The organism is Streptomyces sp. NPDC023838, assembly GCF_040639555.1.
Taxonomy (GTDB): Bacteria; Actinomycetota; Actinomycetes; order Streptomycetales; family Streptomycetaceae; genus Streptomyces.
In genome coordinates, this window is record NZ_JBFAAD010000004.1 from 244470 (window position 1) to 268169 (window position 23700).

19 protein-coding genes and 4 pseudogenes are annotated in these 23700 nt (G+C 69.7%); 4 read left to right on the plus strand and 19 right to left on the minus strand.

From position 1 onward, the window contains the following. Window position 1 precedes the first annotated feature (1 nt). The 6 genes and pseudogenes from AB0G17_RS07400 to AB0G17_RS07425 all read right to left on the minus strand — a co-directional run bounded on the left by AB0G17_RS07400 (window position 2) and on the right by AB0G17_RS07425 (window position 4184). Entirely contained in the window at window positions 2-955 is a 954-nt protein-coding gene (locus AB0G17_RS07400; protein ID WP_361376941.1) for a MoxR family ATPase, read from the minus strand. After that, window positions 952-3159: a trypsin-like peptidase domain-containing protein gene (locus tag AB0G17_RS07405; RefSeq protein ID WP_361376944.1), complete on the minus strand. Its 2208-nt coding sequence runs from the start codon at window positions 3157-3159 to the stop codon at window positions 952-954. The genes AB0G17_RS07400 and AB0G17_RS07405 overlap by 4 nt, the downstream gene beginning before the upstream one ends. A 3-nt stretch (window positions 3160-3162) precedes the next feature. Then, entirely contained in the window at window positions 3163-3591 is a 429-nt protein-coding gene (locus AB0G17_RS07410) for a CU044_2847 family protein (protein ID WP_361376947.1), read from the minus strand. Window positions 3592-3673: 82 nt separating this feature from the next. Next, window positions 3674-3818 (minus strand): annotated as a pseudogene (locus tag AB0G17_RS07415) (NUDIX hydrolase); the annotation flags it as partial. A gap of 26 nt (window positions 3819-3844) precedes the next feature. Then, window positions 3845-4009 (minus strand): annotated as a pseudogene (locus tag AB0G17_RS07420) (BCCT family transporter); the annotation flags it as partial. Further along, window positions 3981-4184, minus strand: a complete 204-nt coding sequence (locus AB0G17_RS07425) for a hypothetical protein (RefSeq protein ID WP_361376950.1) — start codon at window positions 4182-4184, stop codon at window positions 3981-3983. The pseudogene AB0G17_RS07420 and the gene AB0G17_RS07425, both read right to left, overlap by 29 nt. A 162-nt stretch (window positions 4185-4346) precedes the next feature. On the opposite strand from AB0G17_RS07425, the gene AB0G17_RS07430 reads away from it, so the two are divergent. After that, a complete protein-coding gene (locus AB0G17_RS07430; RefSeq protein WP_361377205.1) occupies window positions 4347-5483 on the plus strand; it encodes a glycerate kinase in 1137 nt (378 codons plus the stop codon). A 312-nt stretch (window positions 5484-5795) separates the two neighbouring features. Here AB0G17_RS07430 and pssA read toward each other — a convergent pair whose 3' ends face one another. The 9 genes from pssA to AB0G17_RS07475 form a co-directional block, all read right to left on the minus strand. Beyond that, window positions 5796-6650: a CDP-diacylglycerol--serine O-phosphatidyltransferase gene (gene pssA / locus AB0G17_RS07435; protein ID WP_190090718.1), complete on the minus strand. Its 855-nt coding sequence runs from the start codon at window positions 6648-6650 to the stop codon at window positions 5796-5798. Further along, the gene (locus AB0G17_RS07440; RefSeq protein WP_067166206.1) at window positions 6637-7293 is read right to left on the minus strand and encodes a phosphatidylserine decarboxylase; all 657 of its coding nucleotides are present in this window, start codon (window positions 7291-7293) and stop codon (window positions 6637-6639) included. The genes pssA and AB0G17_RS07440 overlap by 14 nt, the downstream gene beginning before the upstream one ends. A gap of 185 nt (window positions 7294-7478) precedes the next feature. Further along, entirely contained in the window at window positions 7479-8684 is a 1206-nt protein-coding gene (locus AB0G17_RS07445; RefSeq protein ID WP_188272373.1) for an acyl-CoA dehydrogenase family protein, read from the minus strand. 2 nt (window positions 8685-8686) lie between these two features. Then, entirely contained in the window at window positions 8687-9199 is a 513-nt protein-coding gene (locus tag AB0G17_RS07450; RefSeq protein WP_361376955.1) for a MaoC family dehydratase, read from the minus strand. A 4-nt stretch (window positions 9200-9203) separates the two neighbouring features. Further along, window positions 9204-10166, minus strand: a complete 963-nt coding sequence (locus AB0G17_RS07455; RefSeq protein ID WP_361376958.1) for a CoA ester lyase — start codon at window positions 10164-10166, stop codon at window positions 9204-9206. Beyond that, window positions 10163-12175, minus strand: a complete 2013-nt coding sequence (locus AB0G17_RS07460) for a protein meaA (RefSeq protein ID WP_361376961.1) — start codon at window positions 12173-12175, stop codon at window positions 10163-10165. The genes AB0G17_RS07455 and AB0G17_RS07460 overlap by 4 nt, the downstream gene beginning before the upstream one ends. A gap of 14 nt (window positions 12176-12189) precedes the next feature. Next, window positions 12190-13527, minus strand: coding sequence for a crotonyl-CoA carboxylase/reductase (ccrA, locus tag AB0G17_RS07465; protein ID WP_361376964.1), 1338 nt, complete (start codon window positions 13525-13527; stop codon window positions 12190-12192). A 391-nt stretch (window positions 13528-13918) separates the two neighbouring features. After that, complete coding sequence (locus AB0G17_RS07470; RefSeq protein WP_361376967.1) at window positions 13919-14737, minus strand: TetR family transcriptional regulator; 819 nt, start codon at window positions 14735-14737, stop codon at window positions 13919-13921. A gap of 115 nt (window positions 14738-14852) precedes the next feature. Beyond that, window positions 14853-16634 (minus strand): 3-hydroxybutyryl-CoA dehydrogenase, encoded by a 1782-nt coding sequence (locus AB0G17_RS07475; protein WP_361376970.1) that lies wholly within the window; start codon window positions 16632-16634, stop codon window positions 14853-14855. Between the two features lie 394 nt (window positions 16635-17028). On the opposite strand from AB0G17_RS07475, the gene AB0G17_RS07480 reads away from it, so the two are divergent. Then, entirely contained in the window at window positions 17029-17616 is a 588-nt protein-coding gene (locus AB0G17_RS07480) for an adenylosuccinate lyase (protein ID WP_361376973.1), read from the plus strand. Window positions 17617-17712: 96 nt separating this feature from the next. Here AB0G17_RS07480 and AB0G17_RS07485 read toward each other — a convergent pair whose 3' ends face one another. The 3 genes and pseudogenes from AB0G17_RS07485 to AB0G17_RS07495 form a co-directional block, all read right to left on the minus strand. After that, on the minus strand, window positions 17713-18114 hold the full coding sequence (locus tag AB0G17_RS07485; protein ID WP_361376976.1) for a RidA family protein: 402 nt from the start codon (window positions 18112-18114) through the stop codon (window positions 17713-17715). A 47-nt stretch (window positions 18115-18161) separates the two neighbouring features. Beyond that, a pseudogene (locus tag AB0G17_RS07490) lies at window positions 18162-18965 on the minus strand (radical SAM protein); the annotation flags it as partial. Between the two features lie 245 nt (window positions 18966-19210). Then, window positions 19211-19426: pseudogene (locus AB0G17_RS07495) on the minus strand (transposase); the annotation flags it as partial. Between the two features lie 419 nt (window positions 19427-19845). Between AB0G17_RS07495 and AB0G17_RS07500 the strand changes: the two are divergent. Next, window positions 19846-20499 carry a hypothetical protein gene (locus AB0G17_RS07500; RefSeq protein WP_361376979.1) on the plus strand — a complete coding sequence of 218 codons (654 nt, stop codon included), beginning with the start codon at window positions 19846-19848 and terminating at the stop codon, window positions 20497-20499. Further along, window positions 20496-23066 carry a CHAT domain-containing tetratricopeptide repeat protein gene (locus AB0G17_RS07505; protein WP_361376982.1) on the plus strand — a complete coding sequence of 857 codons (2571 nt, stop codon included), beginning with the start codon at window positions 20496-20498 and terminating at the stop codon, window positions 23064-23066. The genes AB0G17_RS07500 and AB0G17_RS07505 overlap by 4 nt, the downstream gene beginning before the upstream one ends. A 225-nt stretch (window positions 23067-23291) precedes the next feature. Here AB0G17_RS07505 and AB0G17_RS07510 read toward each other — a convergent pair whose 3' ends face one another. Continuing rightward, the gene (locus tag AB0G17_RS07510) at window positions 23292-23669 is read right to left on the minus strand and encodes a hypothetical protein (protein ID WP_361376985.1); all 378 of its coding nucleotides are present in this window, start codon (window positions 23667-23669) and stop codon (window positions 23292-23294) included. Window positions 23670-23700: the final 31 nt, after the last annotated feature.

Here is a 23700-nt window from a genome sequence, read left to right on the forward strand (position 1 = left end):
GCTACACCGTCCCGCCGAGCCGGTGCAGTACCGCGTCCAACAGGCCCTCGGCGTCGAGGTTCACCCCGCCCTTGCGCAGGAACACCGCGTTCAGCAGCTGGTCCGTGGCGAGTTCGCCCGGCGCCCGGCGGTTCAGGAACGCGTACAGCAGGTCGTCCACATCGCTCAGCGCCCCGTCACCGAGGTGCGCGGCCACGATGTCGCGCAGCCGCTCCTCGTCCGGGTCGGGCAGATTGAGCCGTACACAGCGCCGCAGGAACGCGGGCGGGAAGTCCCGCTCGCCATTGCTGGTGATCATCACCACCGGGAACTCGCGGCAGCGCACCACGCCCCGCGTCACCGTGACCCGCCCGCCCTCGGGGTCATGGGTGAGCACCGGCACCTCGGACTGCGCCTCCGGCAGCCGCGACAGCTCGGGAATCTCGAACTCGCCCTCCTCGAAGACCGTCAGCAGGTCGTTGGGAAGGTCCACATCGCCCTTGTCGAGCTCGTCCACGAGGAGCACGCGCGGCCGCTCGCGCGGCACCAGCGCGGTGCCCAGCGGCCCCAGCCGCACGAAGGTGCCGATGTCGGGCTCGGGCCCGCCGCGCTCCTGGCGCAGATGCGTCTCGCGCAGCCGCCCGATGGCGTCGTACCCGTACAGCGCGTCCTTGAGCACGGACCGGCTGTTGACCGGCCACTGGAGCACCGGTCCGAGCGACAGCTCGTGCGCGACGGCATGGGCGAGCGAGGACTTTCCCGTGCCTGGGTGCCCCGTCACCAGCAGCGGGCGGCGCAGATGCAGCGCCGCGCTCACCACGTCGGCCTCGGTGCGGCCGATCAGATACGGGCGGTGGCGCACCCGTGTCCCCGGGGTGCCCTGGGCGAACTGCCGCCACGGCGGTGCCTCGGGGAAGTCCACCTCCCGGGCCGTGCGGTCGCCGCGGAAGAGCCGCCACCCGTCGTCCTGAGTCATATCGCGTGATCCGTTCCTTCCGAGGGGTCGGCGAGCTGGAGCTCGTCGGGAAGCGGCAGCTCGGCGTCCTCCCACACCAGCGCGGGACGTACGGGCACCCGCGGGTCCATATAGGCGCGGACCCTGAAGTGCCGGACCTTCTCCGGGAGTTCGTCGACCGGACCGTGCAGGCCCGGGCCGTGCGGCGGGTCGAGCGGGACCGCCCCGCCGCCTTCCCCGGCGGCCCGGTCCCACAGGACGATCGGCACCCCCATGGCCAGACAGAAGCGCAGCAGCTGCGTCCGGCGGCCGGGAGGCCCGTCGACAAGGACGCGGGCGGTGTCCCGGTGGGTTGTCTTGAGCAGGGCGACGAGTTCCGTCTCGTCGGAGATCCGGTGGTCCGCGATGAGCGGCTCGCTCCGGTGCCGGGCGCTCCAGCGGCGCTTCAGGTCGCCCGCGCCGGTGCGCGAGCGGCGTCTGATCTGCGGACAGCGCAGGACCAGGTGGAAGTCCTCGCCCAGCGGCGCGGGCACGTACTCGTCGGGGCCCGCCCCGTCCCACTCGTCGACCGGCAGGTGCAGCGCGTCCGGCGCGACGGAGACCGCGACCAGCGCCACGCTCTGCCCGGCGCCCTCAGCGCCGCCCGCCACCTCCCGTACCAGCCGGGCGATCTCCCGACCGGTGCGCGGCCGTTCGGCCTCCACGGCGGTCCGGGCGGCGGTGCCGTCGGCGCGCATCCGCCACACCGAGCAGCGGTAGTGGTCGGCCGGGTCCTTGGGGTGACGGCTCAGCTCCACCAGGACCCGCACCCCCGTCCCGGCGGACCGGTCCGACCAGCGGGCCGCGTCCGCCCGGCGCTCGCCCAGCGCCGAGGCGTGCACGCCGAGCCGGGCCGCGACCCGCCCGCTCCAGTCCTGCAGCGCCTGGCAGGCGATGCCGCCGGTCTCCGCCGCCGCGTACTCCACGACCCGCAGCAGCGCGGGCAGCCGGGGCGTCTCCTCCGGCACCGGCGAGCCGTCGCCGGGCCACTCCTCCAGCTCGCGCACCGCGCCGGGCACGTCCTCCGGGGCGAGCCGCGCGGCCGTCAGCGAACGGGGCAGTTCCACATAGGGCAGCGCCGCCGTCGCCGCGCGGGGGAGCAGCCCCGGGTCCTGACGGGTGAGATGGTCCAGCTTGGCCAGCAGCCCCCGGTGTTCGGCGATCGAGAGCAGCCCGGCCGCGTCGGTCAGCCGGCCTAGGGCGAGCAGCCGGTCGAGCTGGGCGCGGCCCCGGGAGTCGAGGGAGGGCGCGAGGGACTCGGCCAGCGTGGGCAGCGCCCGCTCGGCCGTGCACAGCAGGTGCGCCAGCTCCTCGACCGGCGGCGCGGTCCCGTCGGCCCGGGTGTGCAGACCGAGGGCCGCCCCGAGCGCGGTGGAGTGCGCCGCCCGTAGGGTCGGTTCGCCCAGCAGGATGTGCAGCGGGCCCACCATCATGTCCCGCACCGAGTCGTCGGCCTCCACGGCGCCGCCGGCCCGCGCGCCGGGGTCCGGGGCCGCCCCGACCCGTACCAGCTCCTGCCGGACCGACTGCCAGGTCAGGCCCCAGCTGCGGCGCACGGTGTGCTGGGTGTCGAACGCGCCGCCCGGCGCGGTGATCCTGCCCATCACCAGGCCCACGGCGGCGCCGTCGGCGGGGGACCACAGGGGCCCGCCGCTGTAGCCGTCGTCGACGGCGGCGCCGGAGAGCTGCCCGTCGAGGTAGCCGATCCGCCCGTCGCACGAGCCGACCTGGACGTCCGCGTACGAGAAGGGCTGGCCGCCGCCGTACCAGGCGCGCACCAGCTGTCCGGCCCGCATGTCCAGCCAGCGCACCGGGCCCACCGGGGGCGGCGGCTCCTCGTCCAGCTCCAGTACGGCCAGGTCGCCGCCCCACTCCAGGGAGCCGTCGGCCACCGGCCCCTGGTGGTGGGCGGCGCGCGGCGGCACCCAGGCCACCAGCCGGGCCTGCCGGGCGCCGGCGGCGAGCGCCGGGAAGGAGACGTCGAGGGTGACCGCGCCCGGGTCGCGCGGGCTCAGCATCCGCAGGCCCAGTGCGGCGTTGACGACGTGCGCGCAGGTCAGCAGTCTGCGGCCGGCGAGATAGACGCCCGCGCCGGCGGTGTGCGCCCGGTCCGCCGAGAGCACCCGCACCAGCGCGCCGCGCGCGTCGGCCGAGGGGTCCGCGCCGGGCGCCTTGAACCAGCCCACGGCTCAGTTGCCGCCAGTTCCGGTGCCGGTTCCGGTGCCGGCGCTGTCGCCGGGGCGCAGCTGCCAGGTGGCCGAAACGGTCATACTGGCCTGCCCGTTGGCCCCCACGACGCCGAGTTTGAGGTCCTGGCCGATCTGGAGACCGAAGCCGACCGCGAGGGAGTCCGGCGGGTCCGGGATGCCGCGTACGGAGTCGTGTACCTGTTGGAGGAAGGGGCCCAGGGGCCGCAGCACGGCCGCGAGCGTGTCCGTCGCCAGCGCGGCGACCCGCTCGCCGCCGCGCCCGACGGGTGTCGCCCCGCCGACCCCGCTCGGAAGGTCGTCGTCCGGCCGGTCCGCCGGGGCCGTCCGGACCCCGCCGACCGGCGTGACCTCGACTCTGACCCGGGCTCCGTCGTCGAGGATGAGTTCCATGTAGTCGTCATGCGGCACGGGGACATTGTGCGGCCAACCGGCTTCGGGGGCAGCCCGGTTGACGGAATGCGCTGACGTAGATCCAGTGGTCGTCAGCCTCCTTCTCCTCCTGGAGGCGGATCGCCTTCAGCCGCTCCCCGGTGAGGGACGCCGCCGTCGTACACGTATGCGGCAATCGGTGGCCTGTCCGGGCCCGGCACCCAGTCGACCGCGAGCAGCCGCCCTGGTTCGAGGCCGAGCCCGACGCGCCACGCAAAGCCGGGCCGGCCGTCCGCGCGCCGATCAGCGGCACGGACGCGGCGGAGAGCCGGTTGCCGCGCGCCTTGCGGAACCCCGCGTACGCGAGGGCCGGCCCCGCCATGCCGTAGATCGCCCAGGGGGTGAGCGTCCAGTGGAAGAACGAGTACTCAAGGGCCGTGCGCGCCGCGTCGCCCGTCCGGGGTGAACTCGGGTTCGAAGCGTCGGCGCCGAGCCGGATCCGCCCGTCCCCAGGCGACCACGGCCGCCACGGCGGCCACCCCGATCGCGACGACGGTGAGGTCGGGGGCCGGGTCCCCGGGAGCGGCGGGCGGGGCGCCGGGGCCGGAATGATCGATCGAATCCGTGCTCATGGCGCCCGACTTCGGTCGGCGATATGGAGGTTTCGTGGGGTGGCACGCCGTCCCGCCGTGCATGACGCCTATGGGCACGGGCGCGCGCGGCGACTAGGGTCGTGAGCGGCGCGACTGCCTGTTCGATAGCAAGGGATTAGCAAGGTGACGGACGGAGCAGTTTTGGAAGCCGCGCGCGTGCTGGTGGCGGCGGACAAGTTCAAGGGCTCGCTCACGGCCGTACAGGTCGCGGAGCGGGTGACGGCCGGGCTCCGGCGGGTGGTGCCCGGTCTTGCGGTGGAGACCCTGCCGGTCGCCGACGGCGGCGACGGCACGGTCGCGGCGGCGGTCGCGGCCGGGTTCGACCGCCGCGAGGCCCGGGTCACCGGCCCGCTCGGCACCCCGGTCACCGCGGCCTTCGCGGTACGGGACGGGGTCGCCGTGGTCGAGATGGCGGAGGCGTCCGGCCTCCAGCACCTCCCCGAGGGCGTCTTCGCCCCGCTGACCGCCACCACGTACGGCTCGGGCGAGCTGCTGCTCGCCGCGCTCGACGCGGGCGCGCGCACCATCGTGTTCGGGGTGGGCGGCAGCGCCACCACGGACGGCGGCGCGGGGATGCTCTCGGCGCTCGGCGCGCGCTTCCTGGACGCGGCGGGCGAGCCCGTGGCACCGGGCGGCGGCCCGCTGGCGACGCTGGCGACGGCGGACCTCTCCGGCCTCGACCCCCGTTTCGCCTCCGTTGACCTGGTCCTGGCCAGCGACGTGGACAACCCGCTCACCGGGCCCAAGGGGGCGCCGGCGGTGTACGGGCCGCAGAAGGGCGCGACGCCCGAGGACGTGGCGGCCCTGGACGCGGCGCTCGGCCACTTCGCCGAGGTCCTGGAGGCGTCCCTGGGCGCCCGTGCGGCCGAGGCGGCGCTCGCGCCGGGCGCGGGCGCGGCGGGCGGTATCGGGTACGGGGCGCTCGTCGCCCTGGGGGCCACGTTCCGGCCGGGCATCGAGGTCATGCTGGACGTCCTCGGCTTCGCCCCGGCGCTGGCCCGGGCCACCCTGGTGATCACGGGTGAGGGCTCGCTCGACGAGCAGACCCTGCACGGCAAGGCGCCGGCGGGCGTGGCGGCGGCGGCCCGGGCGGAGGGCGTCGAGGTGGTCGCGGTCTGCGGCCGCCTGGCCCTGCCCCCGGAGGCCCTCGGCAGGGCCGGAATCCGCCGCGCGTACCCCCTCTCGGCGCTGGAGCCGGACGCGGCGCGCTCCATGGCCGAGGCGGGGCCGCTGCTGGAACGGGTGGCGGAGCAGATCGCGAAGGACTTCTTGGCCTGAGCCGAGCGGGCGCCTGCGGACCGTGGCCCTTACGCCGCTCCGTTCGGGGTGCGTCAGGTTGGTTGTGCGGCTGCGGACCGTAGCGGGCTGGTCGCGCCCGCGCGGCGGAGCCGCAGATGTCACAGTCCCGCGCCCCTGAAAGCGCCCCTTCGGGCCCGGAACTGCGCGAGCAACCAGAGACGGCCCGCGGGCGAACGGACGGCACAGGGGCGCGGGGAACTGCGCGACGAGCCCCCACGGGCCGCAGCCGAAGAGCATGAAAGAAGGCCCCGGACCACATGGTCCGGGGCCTTCACGCACAGCGCGCAAGCGCTACGGCAACTGCGCCGCCCGCGCCTCACGGCGGTTGTCGCGGATCGAGTTCACCCGGCGAGCCGTGGCGAACAGGGGAATCACCGCGCCCAGCACGACCTGCAGCACGCAGCCCGTCTGGAGCAGCAGCTGACCGCCGGGCGCGTCGAACGCCCAGGCTGCCAGCAGCCCCATCGCACCCACGATCCAGCTGAGCATGGCCACCGCGAGGATCCCCCGCGGCTTCGGGTACTCGACCCGGCTGACCATCAGCCACGCCACTCCTATGACGGCGAGCAGCGTCGGCACGAACGGCAGCTCAAGGAGCACGATCGAGACGACGGTCAGCGCGCCGAACGGGCTCGGCATGCCCTGGAACATGCCGTCCTTCATCGTCACGCAGGAGAATCTCGCCAGTCGCAGCACGACCGCCAGCAGCACCGTGATCGCCGCCACGGCCGCGACGCGCTGGTGGGCGTCGTCCGCGACCATGCCGTACACGAGCACGAAGTACGCCGGGGCGAGCCCGAAGCTGATCAGGTCCGAGAGGTTGTCCAGCTCGGCGCCCATCGGCGAGCTCCGCAGCTTCCGCGCGACCAGGCCGTCGCAGAGGTCGAAGATCGCCGCGAGCAGCATCAGGATCACGGCGGTGGCGGCGGAGTGCCGCGCCATGCCGGTCTCGGCGCTGCCCGACAGGTGCGGGATGAGGATCCCGGTGGTGGTGAAGTACACCGCCATGAACCCGCAGGTCGCGTTGCCGAGCGTGAGGGTGTCCGCTATCGACAGCCGCAGGGAGAGGGGCATCTCCTCGGCGTCGTCGTCGGCGTCCGCGCCCGGCACCCAGTCGGTCTGGGTATCCGGATCAATCACGGTCAATTCGAGTCACCCCCGCAGTGGTCTTCTGCCCGACCTCGACAGCGACCTCGACCCCCTCCGGAAGATAGATGTCGACGCGGGAGCCGAACCGGATGAGACCGATCCGCTCGCCCTGCTCCACCTTGGTGCCCTGGGGGATGTAGGGGACGATCCGCCGCGCCACCGCACCCGCGATCTGCACCATCTCGATGTCGCCGAGCTCGGTGTCGAAGTGCCAGACAACGCGCTCGTTGTTCTCGCTCTCCTTGTTGAACGCCGGTACGAACCCGCCGGGCACGTGCTCGACGGACGTCACCGTGCCGGCCAGGGGCGCGCGGTTGACGTGGACGTTCAGCGGGCTCATGAAGATCGCGACGCGGGTGCGTCCGTCCTTCCACGGCATGATGCTCTGCACCACGCCGTCGGCGGGGGAGATGACCCGCCCGGTTGCGATCTCGCGCTCGGGGTCGCGGAAGAACCACAGCATGCCCGCCGCGAGCGCGGTGGCGGGCACGGCCACGGCCTTGGCGGCGCCGGAGCGGCGCGCGCGGGCGAGGCTGAGGGCTGCGGTGGCGACGGTCGGCAGAAGCCACGGCGATGCTCCGCGAGCAAGACGTCCCTGGAGGAAACCGTCGCGAGATGCAGAGGTTTGGCTGTGGGGCATGGATGACCTTCGTAGCGGATGATGCCGCGCTGGCAAGTGGGGGACGGCGGCTGGTTTACCAGCGATGCTATCGGTTGCGAGCCGCAACTGGGAAAGCCAGAAGCCGAGTCGGTCGGCCGGAAGCCCTCAGAAATCGCCTACAGGGTGTGAGCTACTTCGCGGCCAAACCGACCTAAAAGCGGCAATCAACCCTGGAATCGGTACTCTTCGAGAAGCCGACGCCCAATGATCATTTTTTGGATCTCGGCGGTACCTTCACCGATGAGCAGCATCGGCGCCTCGCGGTACAGGCGCTCGATCTCGTACTCCTTCGAGAAGCCGTAGCCACCGTGGATACGGAAGGCGTCCTCCACGACCTCCTTGCAGTATTCGGAGGCGAGGTACTTCGCCATCCCTGCTTCAAGGTCGTTTCGTTCCCCGGAGTCCTTTTTGCGTGCTGCGTTGACCATCATGGCATGAGCGGCCTCGACCTTGGTAGCCATCTCGGCCAGCTTGAACTGAATCGCCTGGTGCTGAGCGATAGCTTTGCCGAAAGTGTGACGTTGCTGGGCATACGAGACACCCAGCTCAAATGCACGCTGAGCGACGCCGCAACCACGGGCCGCGACGTTGACGCGGCCGACCTCGACGCCGTCCATCATTTGGTAAAACCCTCGGCCGGTGACCCCGCCGAGGACCCGATTGGCCGGAATGCGCAGTCCGTCCATGATGAGTTCGGTCGTGTCGACGCCCTTGTAACCCATCTTGTCGATCTTGCCGGGGATGGTCAGGCCGGGGCGGACCTCGCCGAAGCCGGGCTCCTTCTCCACCAGGAAGGTCGTCATCGACTTGTGGGGGGCCGTGCCCTCGGGGTGTCCTTCGTCACTTCGGCACAGAACGGCCACCAGCGACGACGTTCCGCCGTTCGTCAGCCACATCTTCTGACCGTTCAGGACGTACTCGTCGCCGTCCCTGACGCCCTTGGACGTGATCGCCGACACATCCGAGCCGAGCGCCGGCTCCGACATCGAGAACGCGCCGCGCACCTCGCCCAGCGCCATCCGGGGCAGGAAGGTGTCCTTCTGCTCCTGGGTGCCGTGCTGCTTGAGCATGTACGCCACGATGAAGTGCGTGTTGATGATGCCGGAGACCGACATCCAGCCACGCGCGATCTCCTCGACGCACAGCGCGTACGTCAGGAGCGACTCGCCCAGACCGCCGTACTCCTCCGGGATCATCAGCCCGAACAGGCCGAGCTCCTTGAGGCCTTCGACGATCTGCGTGGGGTACTCGTCCTTGTGCTCCAGCTGGGTCGCGACCGGAATGATCTCCTTGTCGACGAAGTCCCGGACGGTGGCCAGGATTTCCTGCTGGACGTCGGTCAGACCGGCGGTCTGCGCGAGACGGGCCATGGCTACTTCTCCTGCTGCTTCAGCTCCGGGCGGCCGGGCTGCTCGCCGCCGCGCTCCTTGATGTACGTCTCGGTGGGGACCATCACCTTGCGGCGGAACACGCACACCAGCGTGCCGTCCTGCTTGTAGCCCTTGGTCTCGACGTAGACGATCCCGCGGTCCGACTTGGACTTGGAGGGCGTCTTGTCGAGGACCGTCGTCTCGCCGTAGATGGTGTCGCCGTGGAAGGTCGGCGCCACGTGCTTGAGCGACTCGACCTCCAGGTTGGCGATCGCCTTGCCGGACACGTCCGGCACGCTCATACCGAGCAGCAGCGAGTAGATGTAGTTGCCCACGACGACGTTCTTGCCGAAGTCGGTCGTCTTCTCCGCATAGTTGGTGTCCATGTGGAGCGGGTGGTGGTTCATGGTGAGCAGACAGAAGAGGTGGTCGTCGTACTCCGTCACCGTCTTCCCGGGCCAGTGCTTGTACACGTCGCCGACGGTGAACTCTTCGTAGGTGCGGCCGAACTGCATGGTGTTACGCCTCCGGGATCTCGAACTTCGACGTGCGCTGCATACCGGCCGCCCGGCCCTTGCCCGAGATGACCAGCGCCATCTTGCGGCTGGCCTCGTCGATCATCTCGTCGCCGAGCATCGCCGAGCCCTTCTTGCCGCCCGCCTCGGAGGTGAAGTACTCGTACGCGTCGAGGATGAGCTCGGCGTGGTCGTAGTCGTCCTGCGAGGGCGAGAAGACCTCGTTGGCCGCCTCGACCTGGCCGGGGTGCAGCACCCACTTGCCGTCGAAGCCGAGGGCGGCGGCGCGCTGGGCGACCGCCTTGTAGCCGTCGATGTTCTTGATCTGGAGGTAGGGGCCGTCGATCGCCTGGAGGTTGTTGGCGCGGGCGGCCATCAGGATCTTCATCAGGATGAAGTGGTACGCGTCCGCCGGGTACCCGGGCGGCTGCTCGCCCACGACCAGCGACTTCATGTTGATCGAGGCCATGAAGTCGGCCGGGCCGAAGATGATCGTCTCGACCCGCTGGGAGGCCTGGGCGATCGCGTTGACGTTGTTGAGGCCCTGCGCGTTCTCGATCTGCGCCTCGATGCCGATCTTGCCGACCTCGAAGCCCATCGTCTTCTCGATCTGGGTGAGGAGGAGGTCGAGCGCGACGACCTGCTCGGCGGTCTGCACCTTCGGCAGCATGATGCAGTCGAGGTTGTGTCCCGCGCCCTCGACGACCGTCACGACATCGCGGTACGTCCACTCGGTCGTCCAGTCGTTGACCCGCACGACCCGGGTCTTGCCGGTCCAGTCACCCTCGTTCAGGAACTTCACGATGGTGTGCCGGGCCTCCGGCTTGGCGAGCGGCGCACAGGCGTCCTCCAGGTCGAGGAAGACCTGGTCGGCGGGGAGGCCCTGGGCCTTCTCCAGGAAGCGCGGGTTCGAGCCCGGGACGGCCAGGCACGAACGGCGCGGGCGGAGACGGTTCACAGCAGTCATGCGGGGACCTCCAGAGGGTCGAGCTTGTTCGCTTTCCGGATCTCGTCGACGATACGGCCGATGATCTCCGTGATACCGAAGTCCTTCGGGGTGAATACGGCGGCCACACCCGCCTTGCACAGCTCCTCGGCGTCCGCCGGCGGGATGATCCCCCCGACGATCACCGGGATGTCGGGAGCGCCGGCCTCGCGCAGCCGCGCCAGCACGTCCGGGACCAGCTCGGCGTGCGAGCCGGACAGGATCGAGAGGCCCACGCAGTGCACATCCTCCGCCAGAGCGGCGTTGACGATCTGCTCGGGGGTCAGCCGGATCCCCTGGTAGACCACCTCGAAGCCGGCGTCACGCGCGCGTACGGCGATCTGCTCGGCCCCGTTGGAGTGCCCGTCCAGGCCCGGCTTGCCCACAAGGAGGCGCAGCCGGCCGGAGCCGAGCTCGTCGGCCGTACGGGTCACCTTCTCGCGCACCAGCGCCAGCGGCGTGCCCGCCTCGGCCGTGACCGCGACCGGGGCCGACGAGACCCCGGTCGGCGCCCGGAACTCGCCGAAGACGTCGCGCAGCGCCCACGACCACTCGCCCGTGGTGACGCCCGATCGGACGCACTCCAGGGTCGCGGCCATCAGGTTCTCCGACCCGGCGGCCGCCTTCTTCAGCGCCGCCAGCGCCTCCGAGGCCCGGGTCTCGTCCCGGTTGTCGCGCCACTCGTGGAGCTTGGCCACCACCCGCGCCTCGTTGGCCGGGTCGACCGTCATGATCGCGGCGTCCAGGTCGGCGGTGAGCGGGTTGGGCTCGGTCGACTCGTAGCAGTTGACGCCGACGATCTTCTCCTCGCCGCCCTCGATGCGCGCCCGGCGCTCGGCGTGCGCGGAGACCAGCTGCGACTTGAGGTAGCCGGACTCGACGGCCGCCATCGCGCCGCCCATCTGCTGGATCCGCTCGATCTCGGCCAGGCACTCCTCGACCAGCGAGTCGACCTTGGCCTCGATGACGTGCGACCCGGCGAAGATGTCCTCGTACTCCAGTAGGTCGCTCTCGTGTGCGAGGACCTGCTGGATCCGCAGCGACCACTGCTGGTCCCACGGGCGCGGCAGACCGAGCGCCTCGTTCCAGGCGGGGAGCTGGACGGCCCGCGCGCGGGCGTCCTTCGACAGCGTCACGGCCAGCATCTCCAGGACGATCCGCTGGACGTTGTTCTCCGGCTGCGCCTCGGTCAGACCCAGCGAGTTGACCTGGACGCCGTAGCGGAAGCGGCGCTGCTTGGCATCCTCGATGCCGTACCGCTCCCGCGTCACCTTGTCCCAGATGCGGCCGAACGCCCGCATCTTGCACATCTCCTCGATGAACCGGACGCCCGCGTTCACGAAGAACGAGATCCGCGCGACCACCTCGCCCTTGCGGTCCTCGGGCACCTGCCCGGACGCGAACACCGCGTCGAGCACGGCGATCGCGGTGGACATCGCGTACGAGATCTCCTGGACCGGGGTGGCCCCCGCCTCCTGGAGGTGGTAGCTGCAGATGTTGATCGGGTTCCACTTGGGGATGTGGTTGACCGTGTAGGTGATCATGTCGGTGGTCAGTCGCAGCGACGGACCGGGCGGGAAGACGTGCGTCCCGCGCGACAGGTACTCCTTGACGATGTCGTTCTGCGTCGTGCCCTGGAGCTTGGTGATGTCGGCGCCCTGCTCCTCGGCGACCACCTGGTACATGGCCAGCAGCCACATCGCCGTGGCGTTGATGGTCATCGAGGTGTTCATCTGCTCCAGGGGGATGTCCTGGAACAGCCGCCGCATGTCACCGAGATGGGACACCGGGACCCCGACCCGGCCCACTTCGCCGCGGGCGAGGATGTGGTCCGGGTCGTAGCCGGTCTGCGTCGGCAGGTCGAAGGCGACCGACAGGCCGGTCTGACCCTTGGCGAGGTTGCGCCGGTAGAGCTCGTTGGACGCCTCGGCGGTCGAGTGACCGGCGTACGTCCGCATGAGCCAGGGCCGGTCCTTCTGACGCTCAGTCATATGTCGCTCCGTGCTCAGATGTTGCGGAAGCGGTTGATGGCGTCGAGGTGCTTGGCACGGAGTTCGTGGTCGCGGACGCCCAGACCCTCGCGGGGGGCGAGGGCGAGGACGCCGACCTTGCCCTGGTGGAGGTTGCGGTGGACGTCGTAGGCGGCCTGCCCGGTCTCCTCCAGCGAGTACACCTTGGAGAGGGTCGGGTGGATCTTGCCCTTGGCGATCAGCCGGTTGGCCTCCCAGGCCTCGCGGTAGTTGGCGAAGTGCGAGCCGATGATGCGCTTCAGGGACATCCACAGGTAGCGGTTGTCGTACTCGTGCATGTAGCCCGAGGTCGAGGCGCAGGTGGTGATGGTGCCGCCCTTGCGGGTGACGTAGACGCTCGCACCGAAGGTCTCGCGGCCGGGGTGCTCGAAGACGATGTCGATGTCCTCGCCGCCGGTGAGTTCGCGGATGCGCTTGCCGAAGCGCTTCCACTCCTTCGGGTCCTGGGTGTGCTCGTCCTTCCAGAACTTGTAACCCTCGGCGTTGCGGTCGATGACGGCGTCGGCGCCCATGGCCCGGCAGATGTCGGCCTTCTCGGGGCTGGAGACCACACAGATGGGGTTGGCGCCGCCGGCCAGCGCGAACTGCGTGGCGTACGAGCCGAGTCCGCCGCTGGCGCCCCAGATCAGGACGTTGTCACCCTGCTTCATCCCGGCGCCGTTGCGGGAGACGAGCTGGCGGTAGGCGGTGGAGTTCACCAGACCGGGGGAGGCGGCCTCCTCCCAGCTGAGGTGGTCCGGCTTGGGCATCAGCTGGTTGGACTTGACGAGCGCGATCTCGGCGAGGCCGCCGAAGTTCGTCTCGAAGCCCCAGATCCGCTGCTCGGGGTCGAGCATCGTGTCGTTGTGGCCGTCGCTGGACTCCAGCTCGACGGAGAGGCAGTGTGCGACGACCTCGTCCCCGGGCTTCCAGGAGTTGACGCCCGGCCCGGTGCGCAGGACGACGCCCGCCAGGTCCGAGCCGATGACGTGGTACGGCAGGTCGTGGCGCTTGCTGAGCTCGCTGAGCCTGCCGTAGCGCTCCAGGAAGCTGAACGTCGACACCGGCTCGAAGATCGAGGTCCACACCGAGTTGTAGTTGACCGAGGAGGCCATGACGGCCACCAGGGCCTCGCCGGGGCCGAGTTCGGGGACCGGCACCTCGTCGAGGTGCAGCGACTTGCGCGGGTCCTTGTCCCGGGTGGCGAGCCCGGCGAACATCTCCGCCTCGTCCTTGTGCACGGTGATCGCGCGGTACGACTCGGGGATGGGCAGAGCCGCGATGTCTGCGGCGGTGCTGTCCTGCGACTGAATCGCGTCCAGGATTTCCTTCACGGTGTTGCCTCCGGCGAAGCGCGTTGGGAACGCTGAGGGGACTGCTGCTGTGGAGGTGTGCCGTCGGTTCGGCGGTACTACGGGATCGGCGGCGCCTGGTGGGCGCGGGAGGGTGCCTGTGACGCAGGCGTCCGGGCGCGCTCGCTGGGAAGCTTGCGGGGACAGCCGGCGTACGAAAGGTCTCTGCACGCCGGCCGCCCGGACAACATCAACGTATGGCACGCGGTGCCAGTCGGCAAGACACTGCGTGCCAACAATTTCTCTCAATTGCGTAATGACCTGCACCGATGAGCGATGATCGATCGATTCCGCTTCCGGAAACCTTCCAGAAACGAGGAAAGCCGCCCCGGTGGGGCGGCTTTCGTCCGGGTGTGCCGGAATGGGTTCCGTTTCAGCGCTGCCGGAGCGCCTTCTTGATCGACTGCATGATCTCGTCCAGCGGAGCGTCCGTACGCGCCACCGCGACCAGCACCTCGTCGCTGGTGGAGACCGACGCGGCGGCGGGCTTCGGCTTGGCGGTGCGCCCCGCCCCGATCCCGGAGCCGAAGGTGTCCCGGACGATCGCGAAGGCGTGGTCGAGCTGGGTCTCCACGTCGCCCTGGCCGCCGGCCCGCAGCCAGCGCCGCAGCACGTGGTTGTGCGCGGTGACGACCGCGGAGGCGGCCACCTCCGCGAGCAGCGGGTCGTCGTTGCCGGCGTGGTGGTCGTGCTCGTCGAAGTGGCCGAGCAGATAGCGGGTGAAGAGCCGCTCGTAACGGGCCACCGAGGCGATCTCCGCCTCCCGCAGGGTGGGCACCTCACGGGTCAGCTTGTAGCGCGCCACGGAGACCGAGGGGGAGGAGGCGTACATCTTCATGACCTCCTTGATCCCCCGGCACACCGTGTCCAGCGGATGCTCGTGCGGGGGAGCCGCGTTGAGCACCGCCTCGGCCCGTACGAGGGTGTCGTCGTGGTCGGGGAAGATCGCCTCTTCCTTGGAGCGGAAGTGGCGGAAGAAGGTGCGGCGGGCCACCCCGGCGCGGGCCGCGATCTCGTCGACCGTGGTGGCCTCGTACCCCTTGGCCGAGAAGAGCTCCATTGCCGCGGCTGCCAGCTCGCGGCGCATTTTGAGCCGCTGGGCGGCCGCGCGGCTGCCGGCGGCACTTTCCGGGGCGTCGGGCGCGGCGGACGTGCGGGTCGGCCGTTTCGATGAGGCAGCGGGCTGGGGCATGGACCGAACGTACTGCATATGTGCAGGAAGTCGCGCTCGCGGGGGCGGACCGCCCGACGGATCGAGCAGCCCTCCCCAGCCCTCCCCGGGCCGGTGGCCCGGGGAGCCCCCCGGCTCAGCGCCGGGCATACTCGCGGAATCCACGCCCCGTCTTGCGGCCCAGGCACCCGGCCGCGACCAGGTGCTCCAGGAGCGGGGCGGGTGCCAGGCCCGGGTCGCGGAACTCGGCGTGCAGCACCTTCTCGATGGCCAGGGAGACGTCGAGACCGACCACGTCGAGGAGTTCGAACGGCCCCATCGGGTAGCCGCCGCCGAGCCGCATCGCCGCGTCGATGTCGTCGAGCGAGGCGTAGTGCTCCTGGACCATCTTGATCGCGTTGTTGAGGTACGGGAAGAGCAGCGCGTTCACGATGAACCCGGCCCGGTCGCCGCAGTCCACCGGGTGCTTGCGGATCTTCGCGGTGACCTGGCGGACGGTGGCGTGCACCTCGTCCGAGGTCAGGACGGTACGGACCACCTCGACCAGCTTCATCGCGGGCGCCGGGTTGAAGAAGTGCATCCCGATGACGTCCTGCGGGCGCGAGGTGGCGCGGGCACAGGCGACGACCGGCAGCGAGGACGTGGTGGTGGCGAGCACCGCGCCCGGCTTGCAGATCTTGTCCAGGGTCGCGAACAGCTGCTGCTTGATCCCCAGGTCCTCGGCGACCGCCTCCACGGCCAGGTCCACCTCGGCGAACGCCTCCAGAGCACCGGCCGGGGTGATGCGGGCGAGCGTCTCGTCACGGGCCTCGGCCGTCATCCGGCCCTTGTCGACAGAGCGGCTGAGCGACTTGGCGATACGGGACTTGGCGGTCTCGGCCTTCTCCAGGCCGCGTGCGGCGAGCACCACGTCGTACCCGGCCTTGGCGAAGACCTCCGCGATGCCGGAGGCCATGGTCCCGGACCCGGCCACGCCGACCGAACGGATCTCGCGGCCGCCGCCGGTGCCGGCGATGGACGAGGGGGTTTGCGCGTCGGCGACCACGGCGGAGCTGCCCGGGCCCTCGTACGTGTAGAAGCCGCGGCCCGCCTTGCGGCCGGTCAGGCCCGCCTCGGCGAGCTGGCCGAGGATGGGCGCGGGGGCGTGCAGCCGGTCGTGCGAGTCGGTGTACATCGCCTCCAGGACCGTGCGGGCGGTGTCGATGCCGATCAGGTCGAGCAGTTCGAGCGGGCCCATCGGCAGTCCGCAGCCCAGCTTCATCGCGGCGTCGATGTCCTCGCGGGAGGCGTACTTCGACTCGTACATCGCGGCGGCCTGGTTGAGGTAGCCGAAGAGCAGCCCGTCGGCGACGAAGCCCGGGCGGTCGCCGACCGCGACCGGCTCCTTGCCGAGGTCGAGGGCGAGCCGGGTGACCGCCTCCACGGCGGGCGGCGCGGTCAGCACCGAGGAGACCACCTCGACGAGCTTCATGGCCGGCGCCGGGTTGAAGAAGTGCAGCCCGAGGACGCGCTCGGGGTGCGCCGACTCGGCGGCGAGCCGGGTCACGGAGAGGGCGTTGGTGCCGGTCGCCAGGATCGCGGTGGGCGCGACGATGGAGTCCAGGGCCGCGAAGACCTGCTGCTTGAGCTCGTACGTCTCCGGCACGACCTCGATGACCAGCTCGGCGTCGGCCGCCGCCTGGAGGTCGGTGAAGGTGCGGAACCGGGCGAGGATGTCGCGCCGCTCCTCCTCGGTGATGCGCTCGCGGGCCACGGCCCGGGCGGTGGACGCCTCCAGGGAGGCCACGGCGCGGCGGGCCGCCTGCTCGCTGATGTCGATGCCGATGACCTCGCGGCCCGCGCGGGTGAGCACGTCGGCGATGCCGGTGCCCATGGTGCCGAGACCGACCACGGCGACGGTGTTCAGGGGGGTGTCCATCACGGGACTCCAGGGTGAGTGACGACTGAGGAGAGGGCGCACGCGACCGGCATCCGGCTGTCACGGAGGCGTCGACGAAGGCGTCAAGGAGGACGAGGTCGACGACGCGGGTGCGCGAAGCGGCGCACGGCGTGCGGGAGTGTGTGTCGTGGTGGTGCTGAGGGCCGACGGACCCGGTCCCGGGGCCACGCCGTGAAACATGCCGAACCGACGAACACTCGCGGTGGCTGCGTCACCAGGCCACCGGAGTTCGCGGGGGGTGCCCGCTCACTTGAGATTAACTGGTGAGTAACGAGCGCGCCATAGGGCGGGGGTAGGCAGTCGATGTGATCTGGCTCGCCCCTCTCACGCCCGGCCCCCTCCCGCTGCCGCGACGGGCCACTACCCTTCCCGCATGGACGAGGAGCTGCGGTCCCTGGCGGACCGGCTGCGGGACGAGGCCAGGGCGTCGGACGCGGTGGCGGCGTACGAGCGGCTGCTCTCGACCCGGGACCACGACGAGCTCGCGGCCGTGCTCACCGAGCGCGAACGGCCGCTGTGGGCGCGGGAGATCGCGGCCTTCCGGCTCGGCTGCGCGGGGGACCGGCGGGCCTTCGAGTCGCTGGTGCTGCTGCTCAACCACCGGGACCCGGAGCGCTGTGTCTCCGCCGCGCACGCCCTGGCCCGGCTCGGCGACCCGCGTACGGCGCGGGCGGCCGCGGCGCTCGCCACGAACGAGCTGCGCACGGCGTACGCCCTGCAGCCGGTGCGGCTGCTCACCGCCCTGCGCGCCCCGGAGTCCGTACCGGCACTGCTCACCACCCTGCGCCCGCTGCTCTCGCCGCACACCCCTTACTGGCGGGTGGCGCTCGCGTGCGTGGAAGGGCTGGGGGAGCTGGGCGACAAACGCGCGGTCGAGATCCTGGAGACGGCACTGTCCCGCCCCCGTCTCGCATCGGCGGCCGCGGTGGCGCTCAGACGCATCACGAAACGCATGCCGTGAACGCCCTCGGAACGCATGACGTGAACCCCCTCCGACGCCTTGCGTAAGGCGCTCAGAGCCTCACCCCAAGGCTACTCAGGCGCCTCGCACAACGGGTCAACGGTCGGCGACCACCGCGAACGCCTCTATCTCCATCAGGAGTTCGGGGCGGAACAGCGAGACCACCTGCACCGCCGAGCTCGCGGGGAGGCGTCCGCCGGCGAGGTGTTCGTCCCGGACCTCGCGGATCGCGGGGAGGTGGGCGATGTCGGTGACGAAGACGGTCAGCTTCACCACGTCGTCGAAGGTCGCCCCCGCGGCCTGGAGGCAGCGGCGCAGGTTCTCGAAGATCTGCCGCGCCTGCGCCACCGGGTCGCCCTCCCCGACCACGTTGCCCTTCTCGTCGAAGGCGCACTGGCCGGATATCGCGATGAACCGGCCGGTGCCCCACACCACATGGCTGTAGTTGACGCCGGGTGCGACGCCGTCCGGGGTGGCGATGTGCGTGAGTGAAGTCATGCGTCCATCCTGAACCATGCCACTGACAACGGGACATCGGGATTTGGTCAGAGCAGGGTCAGCTGCGTCGGACCGGCCGGTTCCGGTTCCGGCTCCACGCGCTGCGGAATGCGCCGGGCCGCGCCCCGGTGCGCCGGTCCGATGCCGAACTCGGTGGCCAGCTCGTGTACGTGGCGGGTGATCCGGCGCTGGTACCACTTCGGCGCGTACGCCCCCTCCGCGTACAGCCGCTCGTACCGCCGCACCAGATGCGGATGGTGCTCGGCGAGCCACGCCATGAACCACTCGCGCGCCCCCGGCCGCAGATGGAGCACCAGCGGGGTCACCGAGGTCGCGCCCGAGGCGGCGATCGCGCGGACGGTGGCGCGCAGCTGGTCGGGGTGGTCCCCGAGGAAGGGGATGACGGGCGCCATCAGGACCCCGCAGCCGATCCCGTGGTCGGTCAGCGTCCGTACGACGTCGAGGCGGCGCTCGGGCGCGGGCGTGCCCGGCTCGACCGTGCGCCACAGCGCGTCGTCCACGAACCCCACGGAGACGGAGATGCCGACGGGGGTCACCTCGGACGCCTGCTGGAGCAGCTCCAGGTCGCGCAGGATCAGCGTGCCCTTGGTGAGGATGGAGAACGGGTTGGCGTGGTCGCGCAGCGCCTCGATGATCCCCGGCATCAGCCGGTAGCGGCCCTCGGCCCGCTGGTAGCAGTCGACGTTGGTGCCCATGGCGATGTGCGCCCCCTGCCACCGGCTGGAGGAGAGGTGGCGGCGCAGCAGCTCGGGCGCGTTGACCTTGACGACGATCTGCGAGTCGAAGCCGAGCCCGGTGTCGAGGTCGAGATAGCTGTGCGTCTTGCGGGACGACGGTGTCGCGGCACATGCTGTGTCCCACGCAGGTCGTGTCGCTTTACAAGCGGGCTAAGCCTTGGCGCCGTGTCGCGTTGCAGTGAGCCATCGTGTCCCTTTCCAACCTCTGCGTGTGACTGACGTCACTTGGGTTTGAGGGCGGTCTGTAGCGGATCGGAAGCTGACTATACGTTCGCCTAGGAGATTTCTGAAGATCTTTGTGTGGGGTCGTCTGGCTGGAGGCCGGACGGCTCCGCTGGTTATGCGGCGGCTGTGTTGATCGTCCAGATGCCGTCGGTGATGTCGAGTCCGAGGTTGATCAGTCGGCGGAGGTTGAGGGCGGCGGCTCGGGTATGGAGCCAGGCGTCGTTCTTGCGGGTGCCGCGGTAGCGGAGTCTGCGGCTGCCGCGGGTGAGCCAGGCGATGCCGCGCTCGACCAGGGGGCGCCACTGGCGGTATTCGTCCTGCCAGGCGGGGTCGGTGGCGGGCGGCGGCCTGGGTGTCGTGGTGGGGGCGGATGGTCACGATCCGCCCGGCCTTTCCCATGGTGCAGTGCTCGTTCTGGCGGCAGGCATGCTCGCCCATGCCTGCCTGGCGGCCGTCCGAGCCTAGGAGCCCGCCCGCGCACCGCGGACGGTCTGAGCCTGCTCTCTTGCAACGAGATCCAGCGCCTGTTCCTCGCACTGGCCGTCCAGCCCATCCACAACCTGTCCCATCAGCGAGGCTGGTCCGACCGGCGATGCCGCCATCAAGCCCGAGCCCGGACCAGCTACTACCTACGGCAAGCAGCTACGCCCGATCTACAGCTGGAGTACTAGATTCGCCGGAACATGCGCCTTATCTCTTAAAAATCCTTATTGTGAAACCCTGTCTGTCTCGTCAGCCGAGGGGATGCATGTCGCACATCGTGGGCACGGACCGATGGCGCCTTAGGCGCGCCCAGGGCGTCGTCCGAATGGAACGGTTGAGATCCTCGGGCTCAGAGGCCTTCACCTGGGCAGACCTGCTGCGGGGACCGCTCGGGACGGTTCAGGTCTATGTGTTGTACTTCCCGTCGCGCTTTGCGGTCCCGGTCGACGAGATCGCGACGGAGACCTTGCGGACCTTCGGTCGGCACACGCCGACGGCGACCTCGGTGGATTTCTGGGACCCACGGGATCCGAGCTTCGGTGCCGCCCTCTCGCTCTTCGACCTTCAGCACCCACCGGCTATCGTCCTGGCGACCGGCCTGCGGCGGGTGGGCGACGAGGGGAGTCGGCCAGACCATGGTCTCATGTCCGCCGAGAATCTTTACTGCATCAGCTTCAGCGACACCGAGATCCTAACGGCTCCCGACCGCATCGCCTCGGCCGTCAACCTGGCACATGAGGTCCTGGTTCGGTGCGACCCGCGTGAGATAGCTGCCTACATTCGCTCGCGACGGGCCGCTGCCCTGCTCCGCCTCGCCGGGCGTGGGGCTGGTGCAGTACGAGACGAACTGGTGAGGTTAAATCCCAGATTCGGTCTTCCGGGCGGGATCTCCTTCGCCGTGGGCGGGGGCCCCAATTGACGCCCACATCGGATGCGGCGGACAGTAGCGGCTCTGTTCCGGCCGAAGCACTTCTGCTGGTGCAGGCGCAGGCACTCTACGACCGTGGGCATGCTCGCCAGGCTTTGCGGTTTCTGGACGCGGCTATCGCACGAACACCGGCGGGCCGGGTCCGCACACTGCTTGTGCTCCAGAGAGCTGGCTGGCTGCGCGAGACGGGCCAACTTCAGGCAGCGCTTTCGCTCCTGGAGCGGGCTGAGGCTGCTCTGGCACGACAGCCCCGGGAGGAGCGTCGCTACGAGTGGATCGCCGTGTCGGTCGAACGGGCGATCATCGCTCAGCAGCGCGGGGACCTCGATGCGGCGGTTGAAATCCTGAAACTGGCCGAGGCGGAGGCGAGACTGCTGCCTCTGGAGGACCAGGAAATCGCCCTGCCGGATGTTCTGGCCAATCTCGGGAGCGTCCTCAATGACGCCGGTCGCTTCAGCGCGGCGCAGGAGGTGATTCTGGAGGCACTGGAAATCGACCGCCGGACGGGTAATGCCTCAAGCGAGGCCCACGATCTCAACCTACTTGGAATGATCTACCAGCAACTGGGAGACACTGCCACTGCCCGAGCTTATTTCGAGCAGTCCTTGACGTTGGCGCGCGAGGAGTTGCTAGACAAGCGCGCCGCTGATGCCGAGTCGAATCTGGCTGGGCTAGCCGTAGAGGAAGAGGGCGCAGCAGTAACTTTCGCCAGTGTGGGAGACCGTTACGAGCAGGGCGGGGATCGTCTCAGTCATGCCTGCAGTGTAGCCAACCAGGGCTTGGCCGCATTCCGAGCCGGCCGTCATGACCTGGCGGCCCGTCTGATCGGGCGTGCCAGGGAACTGCACATCGAAGTGGGTAACTGGTCCCACAGCATTTTCGATCAAATCCACCTCAGCCAGGTGGAGTTATCGCGCGGAAACAGCCGTGAGGCCGTCGCTCTGGCGGAAGTGGCGGTGGCTGAGGCCGGTGCTCGGGGCGTCACCGCAGGTCTCTGGAACGGTGAGTACGCTCTCGCTTTCGCCCGGATCGGCCTCATCCCGCAGCTTCCGCTCGACGAAGCGGGCAGCGAGATGAAGGCCGCGCTGGCTGGGCTACGCCGGTCTATCGACATCATCGAATTGCTGCGCACTCATGTCGATAGACCGGAAGAACGGCAGTGGCTCCTCACCGACAAAGAGAAAGTCTACCGGGCCACGATTCTGATCCTGGTGCAACTCGGCTCCATTGATGAGGCCTTCAGCTTGAGTGAACGGGCCAGGGCAAGGGTCTTCTTGGAATCGGTGGGCACACAGCGGATGGAGCAGCTCGGTGACAGCCCTTGGTCGAAGCGTCGCGTTGCTCTCGCCGACCAGTTGCTGACGAGGAACCCCTCCGCGGCCGACAAGGAACGGATCCTTGCGGAACTCCGCGCCCTGCGTGCCCGGGAGGCCGCCGACCGGCCCGGCCTGGCGGCAGTCGTAGACACTGAACTGCCGACAACCGAGCAGATGTGCGCCGCCATACCCGAGAATGCCCACGTCATCTCCTGCTTCCAGCTCGATCCCTCCCAGCTGGTCCTCTTCCTTCTTGGGAAAGGCGGACTCCATTCGTGCTACAAGGTGAGCTTGACGGAGCCTCTCGATGACATGGTCCGCGCTTTCCTGCGAGAGGTCGAGTATGACGAGACGCCAGCCACGGGCGAACGGCTCATGCACAGCCTGATCGGCCCCTTCATGGGGGAACTGCAAGAGACGTACAAGCTGTTCCTGGCACCGCATGGCTCGCTGCATTACGTGCCGTGGAGCGCGCTCTGGTTTCGCCCCGACGGTGACGAGTCGCGCCCGCCGGTGTATCTCAAGGATCGTTTCCTTCTCACGGCGCTCCCCTCGGTCGCGGCGCTACCGCGTTTCATGGCTGGCGGGGAACGGGCCTGGGGGCCCGCAGTGGTCATCGGGAATCCCACTGGCGAACTGAGAGGGGCAGACGAAGAAGCGCGCTGTGCCGCAGAGAAGCTGGGGGTGGCGCCGGTGCTGGGAGAGAAGGCTACACGCCGCTCCCTGCTTGACGCTTTGCACCCGGTGGTGCTGCACGTCGCCTGTCACGGCACATATCACAGTGAAGATCCCCTCCTGTCAGCCCTTCATCTCTCCGACGGGTCTGTAACAGTCGAAGATCTCCTGACTCAAGGACCGCAAGCTCGGCTCGTGGTGTTTAGCGGCTGCCTCACCGGTGTGTCACAGCGGCACCCAGGAGACGAACTCGTTGGACTCGCCCGCGCGGCTCTGCTCAACGGTGCCATGGCTGTGCTCGCCACGCTGTGGGAGACCTCCGATAACTCGAGCGCGGTCTTCTTCGACTGCTTCTACGACGCGCTGACCCGCGGCCTCAGCGCAGGACAGTCGCTGAGCTACGCTCAACAGGAGTTGTCACGGGAACCCCACTGCCTCGAACTGCCTGCGGACTGGGGGCCGTTTGTCCTGATCGGCAATCCCGACATGACGCTTTCGGGGGAGCCACCTCAGGCACCACAGTCAACCTCGGAGGGCGGCCGGACGGTGTGGATCCACCGAGCCTGATGAACCAAATGATGAGTCCGATGGTCGGAGTCGACATCGTGAGCGCCTGCTCCAAGTCCCTCTCTCGAGCCGCCGTGACCCCCGGCGTGACCTGAGCTTCCGCGTTGCGCATCGGCCGCAGGGAAATGCGCCCCACGTGTCGCCAGTGTGCGAATGCCCAACCTGCTCACTCCGACATCATGGTCGCCACCTCGCTAGTGGGCGTTGTGCCCACAGGCCTGTTCATTAGCCCGCGGCCTCGCCATCGGCGGCGACTTCAAGTTGATGTCCGACTGCCAGGTAAATGCATCCCAGAAGGGCCGCGTCGACAGACACCTTCTCGTGACGGCTCAACATCGCTAGTGAGCCCTCAAGATGATCTTCCCAGTACAACGTGCGCATCTCGGGTGGAGAATCAGCGGCCAGGGCCTTTTCGGCCCAGGCGAGCGCGCCGGCCTCCTTAAGTGCACTGACCGTCGCGTCGCGGACGGCTTCTCCGGCTAGGGTCGTAAACGTAGTGCGCTGCCTGACGGCTGCCTCTTCGACCTTGTCCAGCACATGGGCTGGCCACAGCACTGTTCGCCTCACGAGCGTGGGACGCTGCCATCCAGCGGTCTTGGGCATGGCTGGCTCCTTCGGCTATGGCTAGCGAATC